Source organism: Pontibacter mucosus (genome assembly GCF_003054055.1).
Lineage (GTDB): Bacteria > Bacteroidota > Bacteroidia > Cytophagales > Hymenobacteraceae > Pontibacter > Pontibacter mucosus.
Genome location: NZ_QBKI01000003.1, coordinates 402,226 through 419,339, shown reverse-complemented (window position 1 = coordinate 419,339; position 17,114 = coordinate 402,226). Strand labels below are relative to the sequence as shown.

15 protein-coding genes are annotated in these 17,114 nt (G+C 52.3%); 4 read left to right on the top strand and 11 right to left on the bottom strand.

What is annotated here, in order from left to right; translation table 11 throughout:
* Positions 1–54: 54 nt before the first annotated feature.
* The gene (locus tag C8N40_RS08145; RefSeq protein ID WP_245905044.1) at positions 55–2,802 is read right to left on the bottom strand and encodes a TonB-dependent receptor; all 2,748 of its coding nucleotides are present in this window, start codon (positions 2,800–2,802) and stop codon (positions 55–57) included.
* Between the two features lie 328 nt (positions 2,803–3,130).
* Here C8N40_RS08145 and C8N40_RS08140 point away from each other — a divergent pair, with 328 nt between their 5' ends.
* Complete coding sequence (locus tag C8N40_RS08140) at positions 3,131–3,640, top strand: DUF2062 domain-containing protein (RefSeq protein ID WP_108211278.1); 510 nt, start codon at positions 3,131–3,133, stop codon at positions 3,638–3,640.
* A gap of 21 nt (positions 3,641–3,661) precedes the next feature.
* Here C8N40_RS08140 and C8N40_RS08135 read toward each other — a convergent pair whose 3' ends face one another.
* The 5 genes from C8N40_RS08135 to C8N40_RS08115 all read right to left on the bottom strand — a co-directional run bounded on the left by C8N40_RS08135 (position 3,662) and on the right by C8N40_RS08115 (position 7,864).
* Positions 3,662–4,231: a heme NO-binding domain-containing protein gene (locus C8N40_RS08135; protein ID WP_108211277.1), complete on the bottom strand. Its 570-nt coding sequence runs from the start codon at positions 4,229–4,231 to the stop codon at positions 3,662–3,664.
* Positions 4,232–4,443: 212 nt separating this feature from the next.
* Positions 4,444–5,322 (bottom strand): OmpA/MotB family protein, encoded by an 879-nt coding sequence (locus C8N40_RS08130; protein WP_108211276.1) that lies wholly within the window; start codon positions 5,320–5,322, stop codon positions 4,444–4,446.
* Positions 5,323–5,374: 52 nt separating this feature from the next.
* A complete protein-coding gene (locus tag C8N40_RS08125; RefSeq protein ID WP_108211275.1) occupies positions 5,375–6,247 on the bottom strand; it encodes a methylated-DNA--[protein]-cysteine S-methyltransferase in 873 nt (290 codons plus the stop codon).
* A gap of 114 nt (positions 6,248–6,361) precedes the next feature.
* Positions 6,362–7,081, bottom strand: a complete 720-nt coding sequence (locus tag C8N40_RS08120; protein WP_108211274.1) for a tetratricopeptide repeat protein — start codon at positions 7,079–7,081, stop codon at positions 6,362–6,364.
* 96 nt (positions 7,082–7,177) lie between these two features.
* Positions 7,178–7,864 carry a tetratricopeptide repeat protein gene (locus tag C8N40_RS08115; protein ID WP_245905043.1) on the bottom strand — a complete coding sequence of 229 codons (687 nt, stop codon included), beginning with the start codon at positions 7,862–7,864 and terminating at the stop codon, positions 7,178–7,180.
* A 204-nt stretch (positions 7,865–8,068) separates the two neighbouring features.
* Here C8N40_RS08115 and parS point away from each other — a divergent pair, with 204 nt between their 5' ends.
* The gene (gene parS / locus C8N40_RS08110) at positions 8,069–8,497 is read left to right on the top strand and encodes a type II RES/Xre toxin-antitoxin system antitoxin (protein WP_108211407.1); all 429 of its coding nucleotides are present in this window, start codon (positions 8,069–8,071) and stop codon (positions 8,495–8,497) included.
* Positions 8,494–8,958 (top strand): RES family NAD+ phosphorylase, encoded by a 465-nt coding sequence (locus tag C8N40_RS08105; protein WP_108211272.1) that lies wholly within the window; start codon positions 8,494–8,496, stop codon positions 8,956–8,958. Before parS ends, C8N40_RS08105 begins: the two co-directional genes overlap by 4 nt.
* Positions 8,959–9,683: 725 nt before the next feature.
* Here the strand turns inward: C8N40_RS08105 and C8N40_RS08100 are convergent.
* The gene (locus C8N40_RS08100; protein ID WP_108211271.1) at positions 9,684–11,060 is read right to left on the bottom strand and encodes an MBL fold metallo-hydrolase RNA specificity domain-containing protein; all 1,377 of its coding nucleotides are present in this window, start codon (positions 11,058–11,060) and stop codon (positions 9,684–9,686) included.
* Positions 11,061–11,247: 187 nt separating this feature from the next.
* Between C8N40_RS08100 and C8N40_RS08095 the strand changes: the two genes are divergently transcribed.
* Positions 11,248–12,516 carry an alkaline phosphatase family protein gene (locus C8N40_RS08095; RefSeq protein WP_108211406.1) on the top strand — a complete coding sequence of 423 codons (1,269 nt, stop codon included), beginning with the start codon at positions 11,248–11,250 and terminating at the stop codon, positions 12,514–12,516.
* A gap of 55 nt (positions 12,517–12,571) precedes the next feature.
* Here C8N40_RS08095 and C8N40_RS08090 read toward each other — a convergent pair whose 3' ends face one another.
* The 4 genes from C8N40_RS08090 to C8N40_RS08075 all read right to left on the bottom strand — a co-directional run bounded on the left by C8N40_RS08090 (position 12,572) and on the right by C8N40_RS08075 (position 16,973).
* Positions 12,572–13,174 (bottom strand): hypothetical protein, encoded by a 603-nt coding sequence (locus tag C8N40_RS08090; protein ID WP_108211270.1) that lies wholly within the window; start codon positions 13,172–13,174, stop codon positions 12,572–12,574.
* Positions 13,175–13,650: 476 nt separating this feature from the next.
* Entirely contained in the window at positions 13,651–14,067 is a 417-nt protein-coding gene (locus C8N40_RS08085) for a DUF4625 domain-containing protein (RefSeq protein WP_108211269.1), read from the bottom strand.
* A gap of 194 nt (positions 14,068–14,261) precedes the next feature.
* Entirely contained in the window at positions 14,262–15,299 is a 1,038-nt protein-coding gene (locus tag C8N40_RS08080) for an N-acetylmuramoyl-L-alanine amidase family protein (protein WP_245905042.1), read from the bottom strand.
* 237 nt (positions 15,300–15,536) lie between these two features.
* Positions 15,537–16,973, bottom strand: a complete 1,437-nt coding sequence (locus C8N40_RS08075; protein WP_108211268.1) for a M48 family metalloprotease — start codon at positions 16,971–16,973, stop codon at positions 15,537–15,539.
* Positions 16,974–17,114 lie beyond the last annotated feature (141 nt).

Sequence of the window (17,114 nt, the reverse complement as noted above, 5' to 3'; positions counted from 1 at the left end):
CCCGGACTAACTGGCCCGGGCTTTCCTAACTAAACTACAAGTGCTTGTTGCGGATTAACGTCCGCCAGGTCTGCCACCCCAGTTACCGCCACGCCCTTCATTCATCTCTGGTGCGCTGCCGCTGATGAACTTGCGTAGGTTGTAGGTAAAGGTCACCATAAAGTAGCGCTGCAGCACCGTGGACTGCACGTCCTCAATATAGTCGGCGGCTATGTTACGCTGGATGCTCACGTTCTGCTTCAGCAAATCGTTTACGCTCAGGCTAACCTCGCCCTGCTGGTTCTTGAAAATCTTTTTGCCCAGGCTCATGTTCCATAGCACATAGCTTTTGTCTACCCCGGCAGAAAGGCCGCCGTTGTACTGGTGGTTCAGCTCGGTGCGGTATACCAGGCCTTTCCAGAAAATCGTGTTCAGACGCAGGTTGGTGCTGTGGGTGTAAAAATCGTTGTTCTGGGTGGTGCGCAGCGTGTTGTCCACCATGTTGTAGCTACCCGTGGTCGAAATGTTGAAGTCAACCTTCTCGCTGATGTTGCTGCTTAGGTTCACACCCAAACGGAAGTTGGTGTTGTTGGCGTAGTTCAGCTCCTCGTCGATCCTACCCGGTGTTCTGGAGTAGCCCACCGAGCCGTTCAGGTTAAAGTTGGAGCTGATGAAGTTTACCGGCTGGCCGTAGTTAAAGAACGACCGCACGCTCCAGTAGCCGTCCAGGTTCTCCGGGCGGGAGAAACGGGCACCAGGACGGTAAGAATAATCCTCCGGCAAATCAAACGGTACGTCGCGGGTATAAATGCTGTTGGTGATGTAATCCTGCGTCATGGTACCAAACAGGCCCATGAAGAATACCCGGTTCGTCTCCGCATTAAACGTACGGAAGCGCATAAACAGCCTGTTCTCATACTCCTGCTCCAACGCTGGGTTACCTATGCGCGGCTGTAGCGGGTTAGAGATGTTGAGCACGTTCTGCAGCTGCTCCACCGATGGCTCGCGGGTAGAGGTGCTGAAGTTAACGCGGATGTTTTTCGACTGCGAGAACTTGTACTCATACTCGGCCGACGGAAGCACGTTGTTGAAGTCGCGCTTCAGGGGCTGCTGCTGCGGGAACTCGCTTTCCCCGCGCAGGGTGGCCAGCTGGTAGCGGGCGTTCAGCTGGAAGCTGGCCTTATCAGTTCTGTACTGGTAGCTCGGCCCAAAGCGCTGCGCGATGTAGTCGCTGGTGAAGGTGTTGCTCAGCGGCATATTAAAGCTGTTGTAGCCCTCGCCTTCCACCATGTCAAAGGTTCTGCGGTCGGAGTCGTTGGTGCGGTTGCTGATGTTGTACTCCAGCTGCAGGCGCGAGTTCTCACCCAGGCGCTGCGAGTAATCCAGGTTACCCGACCAGGAGAAGTTGTTGCGCTCGGAGTCGATAAACTGGTTGCGCGTTACGTCGCGCTCCGGGTTGAGGAAGTTAGAGGTGTTCTCCAGTTGGTAGCCTTTTCCGTTGGAAGTATTATAACGCGTGTCAAATTCAGCGGTCAGGATTCTGCCTGAGTTGCCGAAGCGATGGGAGTACAGGATGTTGTTGCCAAAGTTAATGCTGTTGGTCTCGGAGTTGTCCGAGTTCAGGGAGTTAGTCAGAGTCTCAGCATTAAGGATGTTGCTGGCGTTACGTCCCGTCAGCGACTCGTTTCGCTGCACCGTCAGGCTTGGCCTTACCAACAGGCGGTTATTCTCGTTGATGTTATACTGTAACCTGAAGTTAAAGCGGTGCGCATCGGTCAGCTCCTGGTTCAGGCTGTTCTCGGTGTAAGTGGTATCGCTGTTCACAAAATCGCGGAAGCGGTACTGGTTGTTGATCACGTCGCGGTTAGAGTAATTGTAGTTACCGCTCACCTGAATCCTTTTGCCCCAAACGTCATTGTAGTTCAGGCCAAGCGTGTTCGTGTTGATCACGCCGTTCGGGGAGCCGCCGCCCCAGCCTCTCCGGCCACGCATGCCACCACCCGGAGTTTCCCCGATAGAGAAATCGAACATGTTGATATTATTCGTGAGCCCGGTTACAGTCAGGCGTCTGTCGCCGTTAAAGTAGTTTACAACGGCGCCCAGCATGTAGCGCTCGTCAGTGCCGTAGCCGGCCGACGCCTTGCCCATGTAGCCCTCGCGCTTGTCTTTTCGGGTCACAAAGTTCAGGGTCTTCACGCGGTTGCCATCGTCAAACCCGCTAAAGGCGGCGCGGTCGCTTTGCGCGTCGAACACCTGCACGCTCTCCACCATGTCAGCCGAAAGGTTGCGGATAGCAGAGTTCACATCTTCGCCCACGTAGCGCTTCCCGTCGATCATTACCTGCTGCACGTCCTCGCCCTGCGCCTGTACGCGGCCATTCTCAACGGTTACGCCCGGCATTTTCGTTACCAGCTCCTCAGCGCTGGCGTCGGGAGCTGTTTTAAAGGCTTTGGCGTTAAACTGGGCCGTATCGCCTTTCTGCTCGCCCAGCGGTGCCCGGCCGATGATCTGCACTTCCTGCAGGCCGGTGGCCGCGTCGCGCAGCATGAGCTGGCCCAGGTTTACCGGGTTGCCGGCCACTTGAAAGTTTCTTGTAAAGTTTTCAAAGCCGATGTAATTAATTTCCAGTGTGTACTGCCCCTGGGCCACGCGGTCGAACCGGAAGCGTCCTTCGCCATCGGTGGCGGTTACGGATTTAGCGGCATCGGAGGTGCGGGTAAGTACGACATTGGCACCAGGCAATGGGGTTTTGTCACTGTTGCTCTGCACGACGCCCGTTACTGTGGTTGCCTGAGCAAATGCCTGCAGTACGGCTACAAGCATTAACAAGGTGGTAAAAAGCCTCTTCATGAAATGGTGTGAATGTTATAGAGTAAGTCTTGCAGGTTTAGACACCGATATTGCCGACTGGTTTAATCCACTCTATTAAATATTTTTAATGTTGATTCCCCGGGCGGGACAGCGGTTTCAGGAGGGATGGGAATAAGTATTTATACTTAAGCAAAACTTAAAACAAAAGGCAGATCAGCAGGTTACTTTTGTAGTCGGATGCGTATAAAGAGCACCAGCAGAAGATCTTCCTGAGGGAGCTTTCCGCAATCATCATTACCACTCATTTTCTTATAGATAAACGTTAACTGCTGTTCTACCAATGGCTGTATTGCAAGTCATATCCACCTTTCTGAAACGGAGGCTCGTGATGCCGGTATCGAACCTGCTTCGGCAGGGGATGACCCCGCGCACGCTGGCCGCTACCGTGGCGGTGGGCAGCGTTATCGGCATCATCCCGGCCATTGGGGTTACCACGCTGCTGAGCACGGCTGTGGCGGCGCGTTTCCGCCTGAACATTGCAGCGACGGTATTGGTGAGCTACCTGGTGCAGCCCCTGCAGCTGCTGCTGGCCATTCCGTTTATCCGGCTGGGCATTTCCTTTTTTGGCTTGGGCGAGCTGCGCCTGACGCTGGCCGAGATGCGGGCCATGTTTAAAGCGGACTGGCTGGATGCCATCAACAGCCTCTGGATAGCGAACCTAGCCGGTATTGCGGCATGGGCTATCCTTTCGGTGCCGACAGGGGTGGCGCTATACTTTATGCTGCTGCCGCTGCTGCACCGGGTGCTGCCAAAAACAGGCCTTTCCGGGGCGGGGGGTGGTGTGGCCTAGGCTATACTTTAACTTTTTAGTTTAGGTAAACTCCACCCTTATCTGCACGCGATCGCTATGCATGTCGGTGGTAGGCATCACGTTTACCTTATCCGTTTCCTGAAAATACCGGGCTAGCCCTTTCACAATGCCAATGGCAAAGCCTGCCATTTTTCGCTTCGAATGATAGTCGATGATGAGCATGTTCTTGCCTACCTTGGTGACATGAAGCGGTGGCGGGTTAGTTTTTGTATTCTCCTGCTTTATACTTCCATGCATGTGAGACCCAATGTGCAGTAGCATGTCATAGGTTTTCCAGGCAGGGTTCACAAACCTCTTGAAGACCAGCAGCAGGTCGGGGACCAGGAACTCGCCAAAGCTTTGCTGAAACTCCGGATAGGATATGCCCTCCACCCTGGCGCCCGCCTCCATAATGGTGAAAAGCTCTGCCACAGGGTATACCTCGTTTAGCTGGTAGGGCTCGTGCACACGGTCGATGCCCTCGCTTTCCAGTATCTTAATCCAGGTGCTGTAATTCTGCCTGTTCTCGATGTAGCGCTTCAAAAAGATGAAAATTGACCCGTGCATGAGGTCTGTTGTCAATCCGTGCATCCGTAATAGGGTGTATAGAGTTTGCCTGATAGAGCGTGCTTAAAATGGTATCGTTTAGCTACGGGTAACCATCTATAATGATCTACTATAAGCGTTCACGAATCTGTGCTTGCCTGTGCCGCGCAACATAATACAAAGAAATGTAAAAGTAAAACAGCCAGCCTCTTTGCAAAGGGGCTGGCTGTACTTTTTATACTTAAGTATATAACTGCTTAGGTTGTCTCCAGTATCTGGAACAGCTCGTCGAGCTTCGGCGTCAGAATGATCTCGGTACGGCGGTTTTTCTGGCGGGCTTCTTTGGTCTTGGCCTCATCCAATGGCACATATTTCGAGCGGCCTGATGGTGTTACGCGGGTTGGGTCCACACCGGCATTGGCCAGGATGCGGGTAATCTCCGTGGCGCGCAGCACGCTCAGGTCCCAGTTGTCCTGCATGCCCACCGTACCTCTGGCTATCGGCACGTCATCGGTATGTCCTTCCACCACCACGTTCACATCCTGCTGCTCTTTCAGCACGGCAGCCAGCTTGCGCAGGGCATCCACACCTTTCGGGTCTACTTTGGTAGAGCCGGAGTTAAACAGCAGCTGCTCTGCCAGCGACACGTATACTTTGCCGTTGCGTACCTCTACGGTCAGGTCTTTATCGTTGAAGCCAAGCAGGGCATTGCTCACGCGGTTGCGCAAGTTGGCCACGGCGGCGTCTTTCTCATCCAGGATGCGCTGCAGCTCGGCCAGCCTTGCCTCACGAGCTTTCAGGTCAGCGTTCAGGCGCTCCACCTGCGATTTGCTCATGTTCAGGGTCTCGCTCAGCGATTTTCCCTCTTTCAGGGCTTTGGCCAGGCTTGCCTCATACTCTCGTTTTTCCTGCTCCAGCTTGGCGCGCTCTTCCTCCAGGCTTGCCTTAGCTGCCTCCAGGCTCGATTTATCTTTCTCCAGCGATGATTTTTCTTTTTGCAGACCAGCCTTATCCACCTCGAGTGCATTTTTACGGGCCATCAGGTCGTCATATTTCTTCTTGGAAACCACGCACGACGAAAGCGATAAACTACCGGCAAGCAGTAGGACAGAGGCTTTGAATAGATGTTTTCTCATTTCCTTTAGCTAAACGTTATAATAGGGTGTAAGCAAATATAGTAAAAAACCTTTAACTGCTCAGGAAATTGAGTTCGTATTGTGACCGCTGTTGCTCCCCGGCTTTGGTGGCCGCTGCCTCCCAGCCAATCATGGCCATTTTGCGCTCAGAGCCCCAGCGGTACTCCCCAATGCCGCCCACGCTCTTGATAACCCGGTGGCAAGGAATTAGAAAGGCGATAGGGTTGCTGCCAATGGCCGTGCCCACTGCACGGCTGGCTGTGGGCTGGTTTATACTTCTGGCCAAGCTGGCGTAGGAGCAGAGTTGCCCTTCCGGGATGCGCAGCAAAGCCTCCCATACTTTCAGCTGGAAAGGCGTGCCGCTCAGGTGCAGCTTGATTTTACCATTACCCTCGGAAAATGAATTATCAAAGAAATCGCTTACCTGCCCGTGCATACTTGTCTGCTCCTCTACCAGGTTTGCCTTTGGCCAGGCTTGCCGGAGTTCCTGCAGGGCCTGCTCCGGGTGCTGGTAAAAGTGGAGGTAACAGACGCCTTTATCCGTAGAGGCCACCACATAATTTCCGAACTGGCAGGTGCCGAAGCTATACTTTAGCTGCAGCTGCTCGCCCATACTTTTAAATTGCCCTGGCGTGATACCTTCTATACTTACAAACAAATCGTGGAGGCGGCTGCTGCCGGAGAGGCCTGTTTCGAAGGTTGCCTCCTGCAGCGTGGCGCTTTGGGCAAGTATACTTTTGGCGTGCTGCAGCGAGAGGTACTGCAGAAACTTCTTTGGGCTTACGCCGGCCCACTCGCTGAACACCCGCTGGAAGTGCTGCGGGCTCAGGTGCACGTAATCGGCCACCTCGTCCAGGGACGGTTGCTGCAGTGCGTGCTGCCGGATATAAGCCAATGCCTTTGCTACTGTTTCGTAATGGTTCATGGTAGCAATTAGCTAAATCAGCGCTATACTTTCAACCCGATTCTTGCGGATTTTTCAGGTTATACAAAAGAAAAATCCCCGGCTACGAGGGCCGGGGATTTCTTTATACTTTTTCTACTGTCCGGTGTTGGCTGCCGCATCGGTGGCGTTGAAGAAGCCCTGCGGATCGGGCATTTTCTCGGAGAGCTCCAGAATGTACGCATAGTCTATAGCTGACATATCGATAGTTCGGCTCTTGTGCAGGTAGTCCCAAGCCTCGTTATACTTCTTCTCCTGATACTTTACTTTAGAGATGTTATACAGCGCGTAGGCATTGTTAGGATCTGCGGCTGTGGCAGCAGCCAGGTAGCCGGAGGCTTTCTTTAGGTCTTTTTTCTTTTTCTTCTCCTGGTAAACGGCTAGGTAGGAGGCAGCCGCATCGGAGAGCAGCAGTGCGTTTTTGCCGTCGTAGGTCAGCGCCTTCTCATACATGCGGATAGCGGTCGGGTTATCGCCTCGGGCGGAGGTTACCAGTCCGAATGCCCAGTAGGTATCCTTGTTGTCGGGGTTCAGAAGCCAGGCCAGGTTAAAGCGGTACATAGCGGTATCTACCTGCCCCTCGTTCAGGTACTCCCAGCCGCGCTCCATAAAAAACTTGCTGGCCTCGCGGCGGTCCGTGAAGTTCTTGTCGCTACTGGTCAGGAATTTCTCGTCCTGTTTCTGCTCGGCCTCGGTTTTCTGTTTCTCACCAAACATCGGCAGCACCCGCGGGCTTAATGGGGCTGCTTGCTCCTGGGCAAAGCCTGAAGCGGTGGCCATAAAAAGTGCTACAATGGCTAAAAGGATTCGTTTCATTATGTGCTGTTTTATACTTTCGGGGTGAGCTGCTTTGGCAGCAGCTGCCTGTTTTACTACCCTATAAAAGTAACACAGTCAGGCTATACTTGCAAGTCACTGTTTGCTTTGGGCCACGTAAATCCCCTCCGGGTCCTTTTCCTGCTCCAGCAGCGCTGAGATAAACGTCTGGTCCTCTTTGCTCTGGTCGTGGCGGATGCTGCGGTGCAGGTACTCCCAGGCCGAACCGAACTCATACAGGTAATAGCTGTTGATGGCCAGCTTGTAGTACACGTCTGCCGCATTTTCAGGAGTATGCTTCAGCGCCTGCTCCAGTAGTTTTTTGCTCTGTTGCAAGTCATCCACCGAGCTATACTTGTAGAAGCGGGAGAGGTGCGTGGTGGCGATGTCGGTAAGCAGGCGCGGGTTGGTTTTGTCTTTATCCAGGGCACGGTACAAGATGTAAAGCGCCTTGTCATACGCCTGCTGCTGCCCGTACACCAGCCCGTAGCCCCAGTATACTTCCATGTTGTTGCGGTCCAGCAGCCAGGCACGGTTAAAGTTTACCATGGCCGAGTCGAGCTGTTCCTCGTTGAACATCCGCTTGGCCTGCGTCACATAATACTGGCTGCCCAGCTGGCGCGACTTAAATGTTTCGTCACTCTTTTTCAGGAAACTGTTTTGGGCAGCCACCGCCTGCTGCGTGGCCGGGGCCATGGGCGGGATAACCTCCTGCATGGTGAGGCGCGGGCGCTGCGGCTGTGGTGCCTCGGTCACGGCGTTTTGCATATTACAGCTGCTCATGCCTATCAGTAGTATTCCTGCCGCAGCTATCCAATGTCGCATTTTATACTTTTTCTGGTTCTGTTATCTAACGCCACAGCAGCTGCTTTAGTGCAGGCCAGCGCTTTTTAGATTTGGCAGGGAGCGGGCAGGAATTAATTTACGACAAATGACGTTTAATTATCGACAAGTTTCGTATATTTGAACATATAAAAGATGAACGCCATGGGACAAGCCTTACCTTTAGACAGCAGCCTGAACTACAGGTTAATAGACGACAAAGATGTGTTCATGCTCATCAGCACGGTGCGAGAGGGGATAAAGTATAGCCTGTTTCAGAAAATTGCCGACATGATTCCCTTCAGCCTAAGCGAGTGGTCTCATTTTCTGCACCTTTCGGAGCGCACGTTCCAGCGCTACAAAAAAGAGAAGCGCACCTTCGATCCGCTGCACTCCGAAAAAATTCTTGAAATAACGCTCATCTATAATAAGGGCATCGAGGTATTTGGCGACAAAGCAAACTTTGACGCCTGGCTGGAAGCGAAGAATGTCGCCCTGGGCGGGCTGAAGCCAAAAGAACTCCTCGACAGCACCTTCGGCATTGGTCTGCTGCGCGATGAACTTACGCGCATAGAACACGGCGTGCTGGCATGATCGTATACCGCCTCAGCCGCGGCCCTTACCGTAACGACCTCTCGGGAAGAGGAGCAGAGATAGCGGGGGGCCGCTGGAATAGCAAAGGCACCGCCATTCTGTACACCAGCGAATCCATCGCCCTTTGCACCGTGGAAGTGGCTGTGCACATGCCGTTGGGCATTGTTCCCAAGGATTATTACCTGGTCCGGATTGAGATTCCGGACATAGCAAGTATAAAAGAGCTTGCAGAAGCAGAACTTCCCGCCGATTGGAAGTCCTTTCCGCACGCCAACAGCACGCAGGAACTGGGAGATGCCTTTGTGCAGAAAGCCGAGCACCTGGTACTGAAAGTGCCCTCAGCAACGGTACAGGGTACCTATAACTACCTTCTCAACCCCCGCCACCCCGATTTCCACCAGGTTAAAGTGCTCGATTCTGTTCTTTTTGAGTTTGATAAGCGGCTGTTTGTGAAGGAGTAAAGCAGGGCAGTGTTGGATATGTTTGTTTGGGAATGGAGGTGAAAGTTCCCGCAGTACTAGGTCCAACCACCCCTGGCTCCTCAGAGCTACGCTCGCTACTTTCCAACTTCCGTTCTCAGTAGTCCAAGGAGGGGAGCCTGTGATTGCTAAAGCTGAAGTATAAGTTTCATAGCCTCCGTTCTCGCGCGGACAGGTCGCGACCTGTCCCTACAAGTATAAACTCAGCATGCGATCACATCCCCCTGCCCCCTTCAAAGGGGGACTTTGGCTGAGGCTCCGTCAGCAATGGCTATCGAATTAATTCCCAGCCTTTGGGTTGAGCGCCTCGAGAGGTTCCGGTGCCTGAAAGGCAGCCCGAGGTACGAGGGCAGGAAGCGAAAGCAGCGTGATGCCCGAAGGCGAGGCCTCCCGGCCTAGGAGGGCAGAAAGTATGCTATGCAATAGTAGCTTATGTAATTCTGGAGGATGAACCGTGGCTAGCAAGGATAGCTTGGTTCAAATGGAAGGAAGCAGCGGCTAAGAAAGTATAGCCAAAGTAAAAGTATGACTCTGCGAGCCAGTTGGATTACAAATCCAACATCATAGTTAGACACGGGTTGCAAACCCGCGCCAGCGAGTGAATGGAAATATAGCCAAAGTATAAAAGTTGACTTACACAGATCTAAAAACTGCAGCAACCTCCTTCATTCCAAGCAATGTTGTATGGAGTATACAAATAACCACCCTTACAACTCATACGTCACCCCCATTTGCGCGATGGTAACAGGCCAGTTGAGCTCATCCGTTATTTTAAGGCGCAAAGCCTCGCTGGCCTGGGCTTCGCCGTGGTTGAGGAAAGTTTGAAGGGGCACTTCCTTAAAATGGCTCAGCCACCACATCAGCTCACCCTGATCGGCGTGGGCGGAAAGCGAGCCAATTTGCCTTACCTCTGCCAGCACTTTGTGATAGTTACCATGGATCTTCAGCTCGTTAGCGCCGGAGCGAAGCAGGTTGCCCCGGGTGCCAGGTGCCTGAAATCCCACTAAAAGGATGGTATTCTCCTTACCGCCAAGCAGCCTTTCCAGGTAATAAAGCACGCGACCACCTGTCACCATGCCACTGCCCGCAATTACAATCTTTGGTCCTTTTTTATCCAGCACACGCAGGCTCTGCTCAAACTGGCGTACCACCTGTACATCGCGCATCATGGTTTCGCACTCGCTGTCGGAAAGGCTGTGCCACTCGCGGTGGTGCAGGTAAAGCTCGGTCACGTCGATGCCCATGGGCGTGTCGAGATAGATGGGAATGGGAGGGATGCTTTTCTCCTCGCGCAGCGTGTTCAGAATCAGCAGCAGTTCCTGGGCGCGCTCTACGGCAAAACTCGGAATCACCAGCACGCCGCCTTTCTCATAGGTATGGTTCACGACCTCCGCCATTTCCTCATACGCCGAAATCTGGCTGTGCAGCCTGTCGCCGTAGGTTGATTCCAGCACAAGGAAATCTGCGTCGCGCAGCAGCGCGGGCGGCTCCATCAGCAGGGGCCTTCTGCGGCCCAGGTCACCGGAAAACACGAATTTATGCCCCTGGCACTTCAGCTCTACAATGGCCGAGCCAAGTATATGCCCGCTATTGCGGAAGCAGAACTTAAAGTCTTCGTTCAGTATCACCCATTCGCCCGCGTTGTGTATCTCAAAAAGCGGCATGGTGCGGTCTACATCCTCTTCCGTGTAAAGCGGCCGGGCGGGACGGTGCTTGGTGTACCCATACTTGTTGGCCTGTAAGGCGTCCTCTTCCTGTATGCGGGCACTGTCTCGAAGGATAACATCAGCTACGTCGCGGGTAGGGGTGGTAGCATGAATAGGGCCGGAGTAGCCGTTCTTCACCAGCACCGGCAGGTAGCCGCAGTGGTCGAGGTGGCCGTGGGTAAGTATAACCGCGTCGAGTTGCTCCACATCCACCGGAAGCTTTCCCCAGTTCAGGAGGCGCAGTTGCTTCAGGCCCTGAAACATGCCGCAATCAATCAGTACCCGGTGGCGTTGCGTGCGGATAAGGATTTTGGACCCAGTTACGGTGCCTGCGCCACCCAGGAATTCTAGTTGTATCGGTGCGGATTCTGGATTCATAAGAAGCTGAGATTGGTAGATTTACGTGGGCGAAGGTAAAAAGATGAACGTATAGAAAAACTGATATACATCAATAATAAGCATAAATAGCTACCTAACCTTAGGATTATACTTTGAATGAGCATATTTAACGGTGAAATAACAAAAGGGCTATACTTTGTTTGTGGCTTCGGCTTACCTTTGCGGCATGAAACGCATCACCCTGTTTATACTTGCCCTGCTGCTGTCAAGTCCGGCATGGGCCCAGGTAGATACCGTCCAGCATGTGGAGCCGGGACGCCGGAACAGCCCCGAACAAATGCAGAAGCCCTATGTCATCATGATTTCTGCCGATGGCTACCGCTACGACTACACCGATAAGTTTAATGCCACCTACCTGAAGGAGCTTCGCGAGCAGGGCGTGCAGGCCGAGTCGCTGGTGCCGTCTTTTCCGAGCAAGACTTTCCCCAACCACTATACATTGGTAACGGGCATGTACCCGGCCACGCACGGGCTCATCAACAACTATTTTTACGACCCGCAGCGGCAGGAGCACTACTCCATGCGCGACAGAAAGCAGGTGGAGGATGCCAGCTGGTACGGCGGGGTGCCGCTCTGGGTGCTGGCCGAGCAAAACCAGATGCTGTCGGCGAGCTACTACTGGGTAGGCTCCGAGGCGCCGGTTCAGAATACCCGCCCCACCTATTGGTTTAAGTATCACGAGGGCATCCCTTTTGAAGAGCGTGTTAAAACGGTGGTGAAATGGCTAAGCCTGCCGGAGGAGCAGCGGCCGCATCTTATAACGTTCTACCTTCCGGAGGTGGACCATGCCGGACACCGGTATGGCCCGGATGCCCCCGAGACCGCGCAGGCAGTAAAAGAACTGGATGAGCGCCTGAGACAACTAACAGAAGCCGTGGCCGCCACAGGCCTACCGGTAAACTACCTGTTTGTATCCGACCACGGCATGATACAGATAGACCAGGAGAACACCTTGCCGCTGCCTGCGGCTGTAGACACAGCTAAGTTCCTGGTATCGGGTGGAGGGATGGTGGTGGAACTTCACGCCAAAGACAAAAAAGCCATCAAGCCAACCTACAAGAAGCTGAAAAAGGAAGCAAACGGCGCTTACCAGGTATATACCAAGGGCAACCTGCCCAAGCACCTGCATTATGGCAAGAAGGCCGATAAGTATAAGCGCGTAGGAGATATCTTGCTGCTGACCGACGCGCCGAAGGTATTTCATTTCTCCAGTCGTAAGCCATCGCCCGGCACCCACGGCTACGACCCGCAGGCTGTAAAGGAAATGCACACTGTGTTCTATGCCTGGGGACCGGACATTAAGCAAGGCGTAAAGACAGGCCCTTTCAGCAACGTGCAGGTGTATGATGTTGTGGCCAAACTGCTTGGGTTAAAGTATACCCACAAGATAGATGGGGATGATACCATTTCGAAACAAGTTCTGAAACAGAAATAAACAAAGAGCCGCTGAATTCTTAGCGGCTCTTATACTTTTAGCTGGTTAGCAATTCTTATCTGCCGCCGGGCAAGTATATCTGCAGGCCCAAAGCCAGGTTCAGGCCCGACTCGCCGTTGCCTACAGAGATATCCGCGCTGGTACGGGTGTAGCCAAGTATAGCCTCCAGGGCCACGTGCTGCGCTATAAAGTGCGCGTAGCCCGCCCGGAGGCCCCACACGCCTGAGAAAACAGAGTCGCCTTCGCTGTCCTCTTCAGAGCTACCGCCAATTCCTACCACGCCCTCACCAAACCAGCGCCCTGTTGCCGTTGCTCCTTCCGGAAAGTAATAACGCACAAAAGGGGTGAGGCCGTAGCGGAAGGTCTCACCTCCGTCGTAGATATCCAGCCCCAGCTGCACTTCCGTACCGATGGCCGCATTATCACTGATGAAGTAGCCGGCACGTGGGTTAATGTTTAGCGAAAAGAAATCTGACTTGAAGTTGAACCCCACGTTGCCAAGTGTGGCTCCGATTATCCAGTTTCCTTCCTGTATGGCATCATAGGCAACCGCTGCCGATGTCTGCGGTGCCCTGTCCTGGATTTCTTCTGTAATCTGGGCACTGGCGCTAAAGCTCAAAATTGAAATAAATGCGATGAGTAGAGATACCTTTTTCATAGCCTTCCTTGTATAAGTGTAACATAGTATTTGCACCATTTTTAACTATAATGGTACTTATTTTAACGAGGTCGGCCGTACTTAGTTGGTAGATTTGAAGATAAAGAATTGTGTATCAGCACAGAAACACCGCTAAACGGAAAAAATCTGCAGATCTCAGAATACAATAATTGCACTTTTTGTATTCGGTAAGGATAAGGGGCTTTATACTTGCAGTAAAAGTATAAACCTAAGTATGGCAAAATGCCGCCCCTAAAAGTATAAGACGGCGTTATACGTGGGCTCATGGCAATTTAATTTCTATACTTTCAAATGGCTGTTTATACTTTTCAGGTTACATACTTTGCTTGCTGCTTTCCGCATGCCGGTTAAGTGCCGGGGTTATATGCTCCCATGGTTCACAAAAAAAGCAACCGGCCCAAAGTGCTGAGCCGGTTGCTTTCTTAATAGAAGGTCTTTAAAGTATAACGCTGGTATTAAGGGAGCGCAACGCTTATCGTTACCGATTCCTCTGCCGTATTACCCTGCTCGTCGGTGGCCTCTATCGTCATGATGTAGGCACCCTCCGGCGCATCGGCCGGGAGCGATATATTCAGGTCAAGGCTTTTCTGGCGGTTATCGTTCAGGAAATCACTGATGTCGTCGTCTTCAATTTCGCTGGTGTTTCCGGTGGGGTTGGTAACAAAAACCTTGATGTTCTCCAGGCCCTGATCATCGGTCACATTGGCTCTAAAAACCACTTCATCGCCCGGTGCATAGACCGCATTCTCGGTCGGGGAGCTAATAGTGATGGTTGGCGCCGTAATGTCCAGGTCCACATCCTCATCGTCGTCGTCGCAGGCTACAAATGCAAAACTCAGGCACAGCAGGAACAACCAATTCAACTTCTTCATAGCTTGGATTAATTAAAATAAGTGAAATAAAAACTTAAGAAGTATTACTCTATAGCAATATTTAGAATATGATGCTATACTTTTAGTGCAATACAGCCACTTTAAACGGGGAAGTTTAAGTAAGGTTATCATGGGTATCGGGGCGGTGCAGCACACTGCAATAAAAAAGGAGCACTGTTGCGCTCCTTCCTGCATTAGTTTACTTGTCTACTGGCCTTGTAGTCTGCCAGAATACCCTCGCAAAGCCAATTCGCCAGGGCTTGCCTGTTGTTGGGTATCACGAAGCGTCGTTGGTCTTTGTCATTTTTGATGTTGCCCAGCTCCACAAACACGGTGGGAGGGTGGCTATACTTTATCACATACAAACTGCTGCGCGGCGTAACGGTACCAAAATAATCGCGGTTGGGCTGGTGCCGGTTATACTTGGAGGTAAAGACTTCGTGTATGCGCTGCGCCAGGGCTTTGCCGGGAGAACTGTTTTCGTGGTGGTAAAAAAACACATCAATGTTCTTGCCATGGCTGCGGCTATCAATATGCACCGAGATCATGCGCTGGTGCGCTCCTTTATGACGGGCCGCTAAGCGGTTAATATCGGCCACCCGGCTGCGCAGGCGTTCTTTCTGCCCATACGGAATGGGGTTTCCGAAATAACCAACCTCATCGGTATCCATCTTCAGGATAGGCTCATCCCGAATCCCATCATCCGGGTCCTGGATGATCATGTAAGCTGTGGCGCCATGCTCCATCAGCCGGCGAGCCAGGCGGATGGTCACATCATAGGCATACTCGTCTTCGCTCAGCATATATGGGCCATACTTTCCGATGGCTCCCGGATCGGGGCCGCTGTGGCCAGTGACCAGGTAAAAAACGGCTCCCTGCAATTGGTTGTCCTTTATTTCCACGCGCTCATAATTCTTCCCAAAGAGGGGCTCCACAAGCACAGCCGGGGCAGCCTTAGTGGCAGCAGTGGCAGGCGCTGTCTCTATGGGAGCGGCAGCTGCAGAAGCCGTCGGTAATAAATAAGTTCTACCGGCATAAAGGCTATTGTTGCTGCCCAGCTTCTCCTGGTTTAGCTCCACAAACGAATCCAGGTGCTGGCTGGGATCGAGGCCATGGCGGCGCAGCAACAGGTAAATACCATCGCCTGACTCGGCAACCACTTCCGTGTGGCTTTGGCTGAAAAGGGGAGAGGAGAGCAGAAAAAGGGTGATAAGCAGTAATAGTTTTCGCAAGGCTCAATAGTTTTTGGAGTTCATAATCTCTTACGAACTGGCAGTGGAAAAATTATACTTGCCGTAGCTCTGAAAGCTATGAAACTCTAAATTTATACTTTTTTAAAAATAAACACACAGAAACCTTGTGTAAAGCCTTACAAATAGAGGCAACGCCAGCATAGGAGAGGAGCCAGCCTATCATGAAAAAGGCCTCCAATGAGGAGGCCGGTAAAAGGATTGCCTTCAATGAATTTCTTAATGCGACACCACTTTTACCAAGGTACCCTTTTCCAAGCGGTCGGAGAGCTGCATGCCGTTCAGGACAGCGAACTCTTCCAGGCGGTCCTGCTTTATGTTGTTGTTCTGCAATACCTGCGACAAGGTGGCGCTTTGCGGCACGGTGATGATACGAATGCGCTCCGGCTTCCGGTTTAGTTTGTCAGCCTCCGTTAGCTCGGCAAAGTTCTGCATGGTATTGGTGAAGGTCTGAAAGTAGTTGTTGAAGTTGTTGGCGGTAGTAATACCCATCAGGCTATAGTTATAGTTGCCGTAGCGGATAATATAGGTCAGGGTGCGGATTACCTGCTGTTCCTGTTTCTGATCAGCTACCACGGCAATAGCAGGCAGACCATTCACGGTAACGCTCTTCGACTCAACAGGCTCCAGGTTGAAGTTCTTGAGCAGGGTTTGGGCCGCTGTCTCCAGGTTGTCGCCGGGCACGAGCATCAGGTTCATCATCGCACTGCCGTCCTGGGGAGCCATCTGGAAAACCTGCGGGGAGTTGTGGTGCGCCCAGCCCGAGGGCACCGGGAATCTGAATTTGAGCTCCGGGTGGTAGAATACGCTGTTCTCTACAAAACCTTGCCTAGGGTCTTCGCCATACACAATGCCATCTATTAAATTCAGGTAGCTGTCGCGACCCACTTTGGCGTTTGTCAGGTTCTCCTTTTTCTTCCAGGTATCAGCCAGTTTATGAACCGTGGCATAGCGGTCGGCGGGGTTGGGGTGCGTGGAGAGAAAATCCGGAATCATCTGGCCGCTGCTTTCCTGCTGGCGCTGCAGCGTCTGGAAAAAATCGGCCATTTGCGAGGCGTCATAGCCAATTTTAGTCGAATACTCAACACCCAGTTCATCAGACTCACGCTCATCGTCGCGCCCAAACTTGAGGAAGAGCAAGCCCAGTCCCTGAGAAAGTTCATTACCCAGCTGGGCGATCTCAGGCGAGATAATCATGCCCGTAATAAGGCCTAGCTGTGCCAGCGTGCTTTTGGATTGCTGCTGCACCGAATGGCGCGCCGTGATATGCCCGATTTCGTGTCCGAGCACACCGGCAAATTGCGCCTCGTTGTTAAAGTGCGCCATAATGCCCCGCGTAAAGTATACATAGCCGCCCGGCAAGGCAAAGGCGTTAATCACAGGGGAGTCCACCACCTTAAATTCATACTTTAACCCGGGCCGGTGTGAAACTGCAGCCATGGCCTGACCTTTCTGCTGGATAAACTGCTGCAGGGATTTGTCCTCATACAGTCCAAACTGGGCCAAAACAGCCGGGTCGGACTGCGCACCCAAGGCAATTTCCTGTTCCTCAGACATGAGTACAATGTCTTTTTTGCCGGTAACGGGGTTGGTGGCACAGAAATTAAACAGCAACAGCACACCGGCCATTGCTGCACTAAACATATATTTTTTCATAGTTCCTTAGTTTGATAATCTTCCTTAAGAAGCTCTATAATAGAAGCCTATATAAGGATGTTATATTTTTGATATGAACGACGCGGCAATTTGTTTAGTTGCGGTTTTGCCTTAGGTGGCGTCACATACTACGTTTGATTA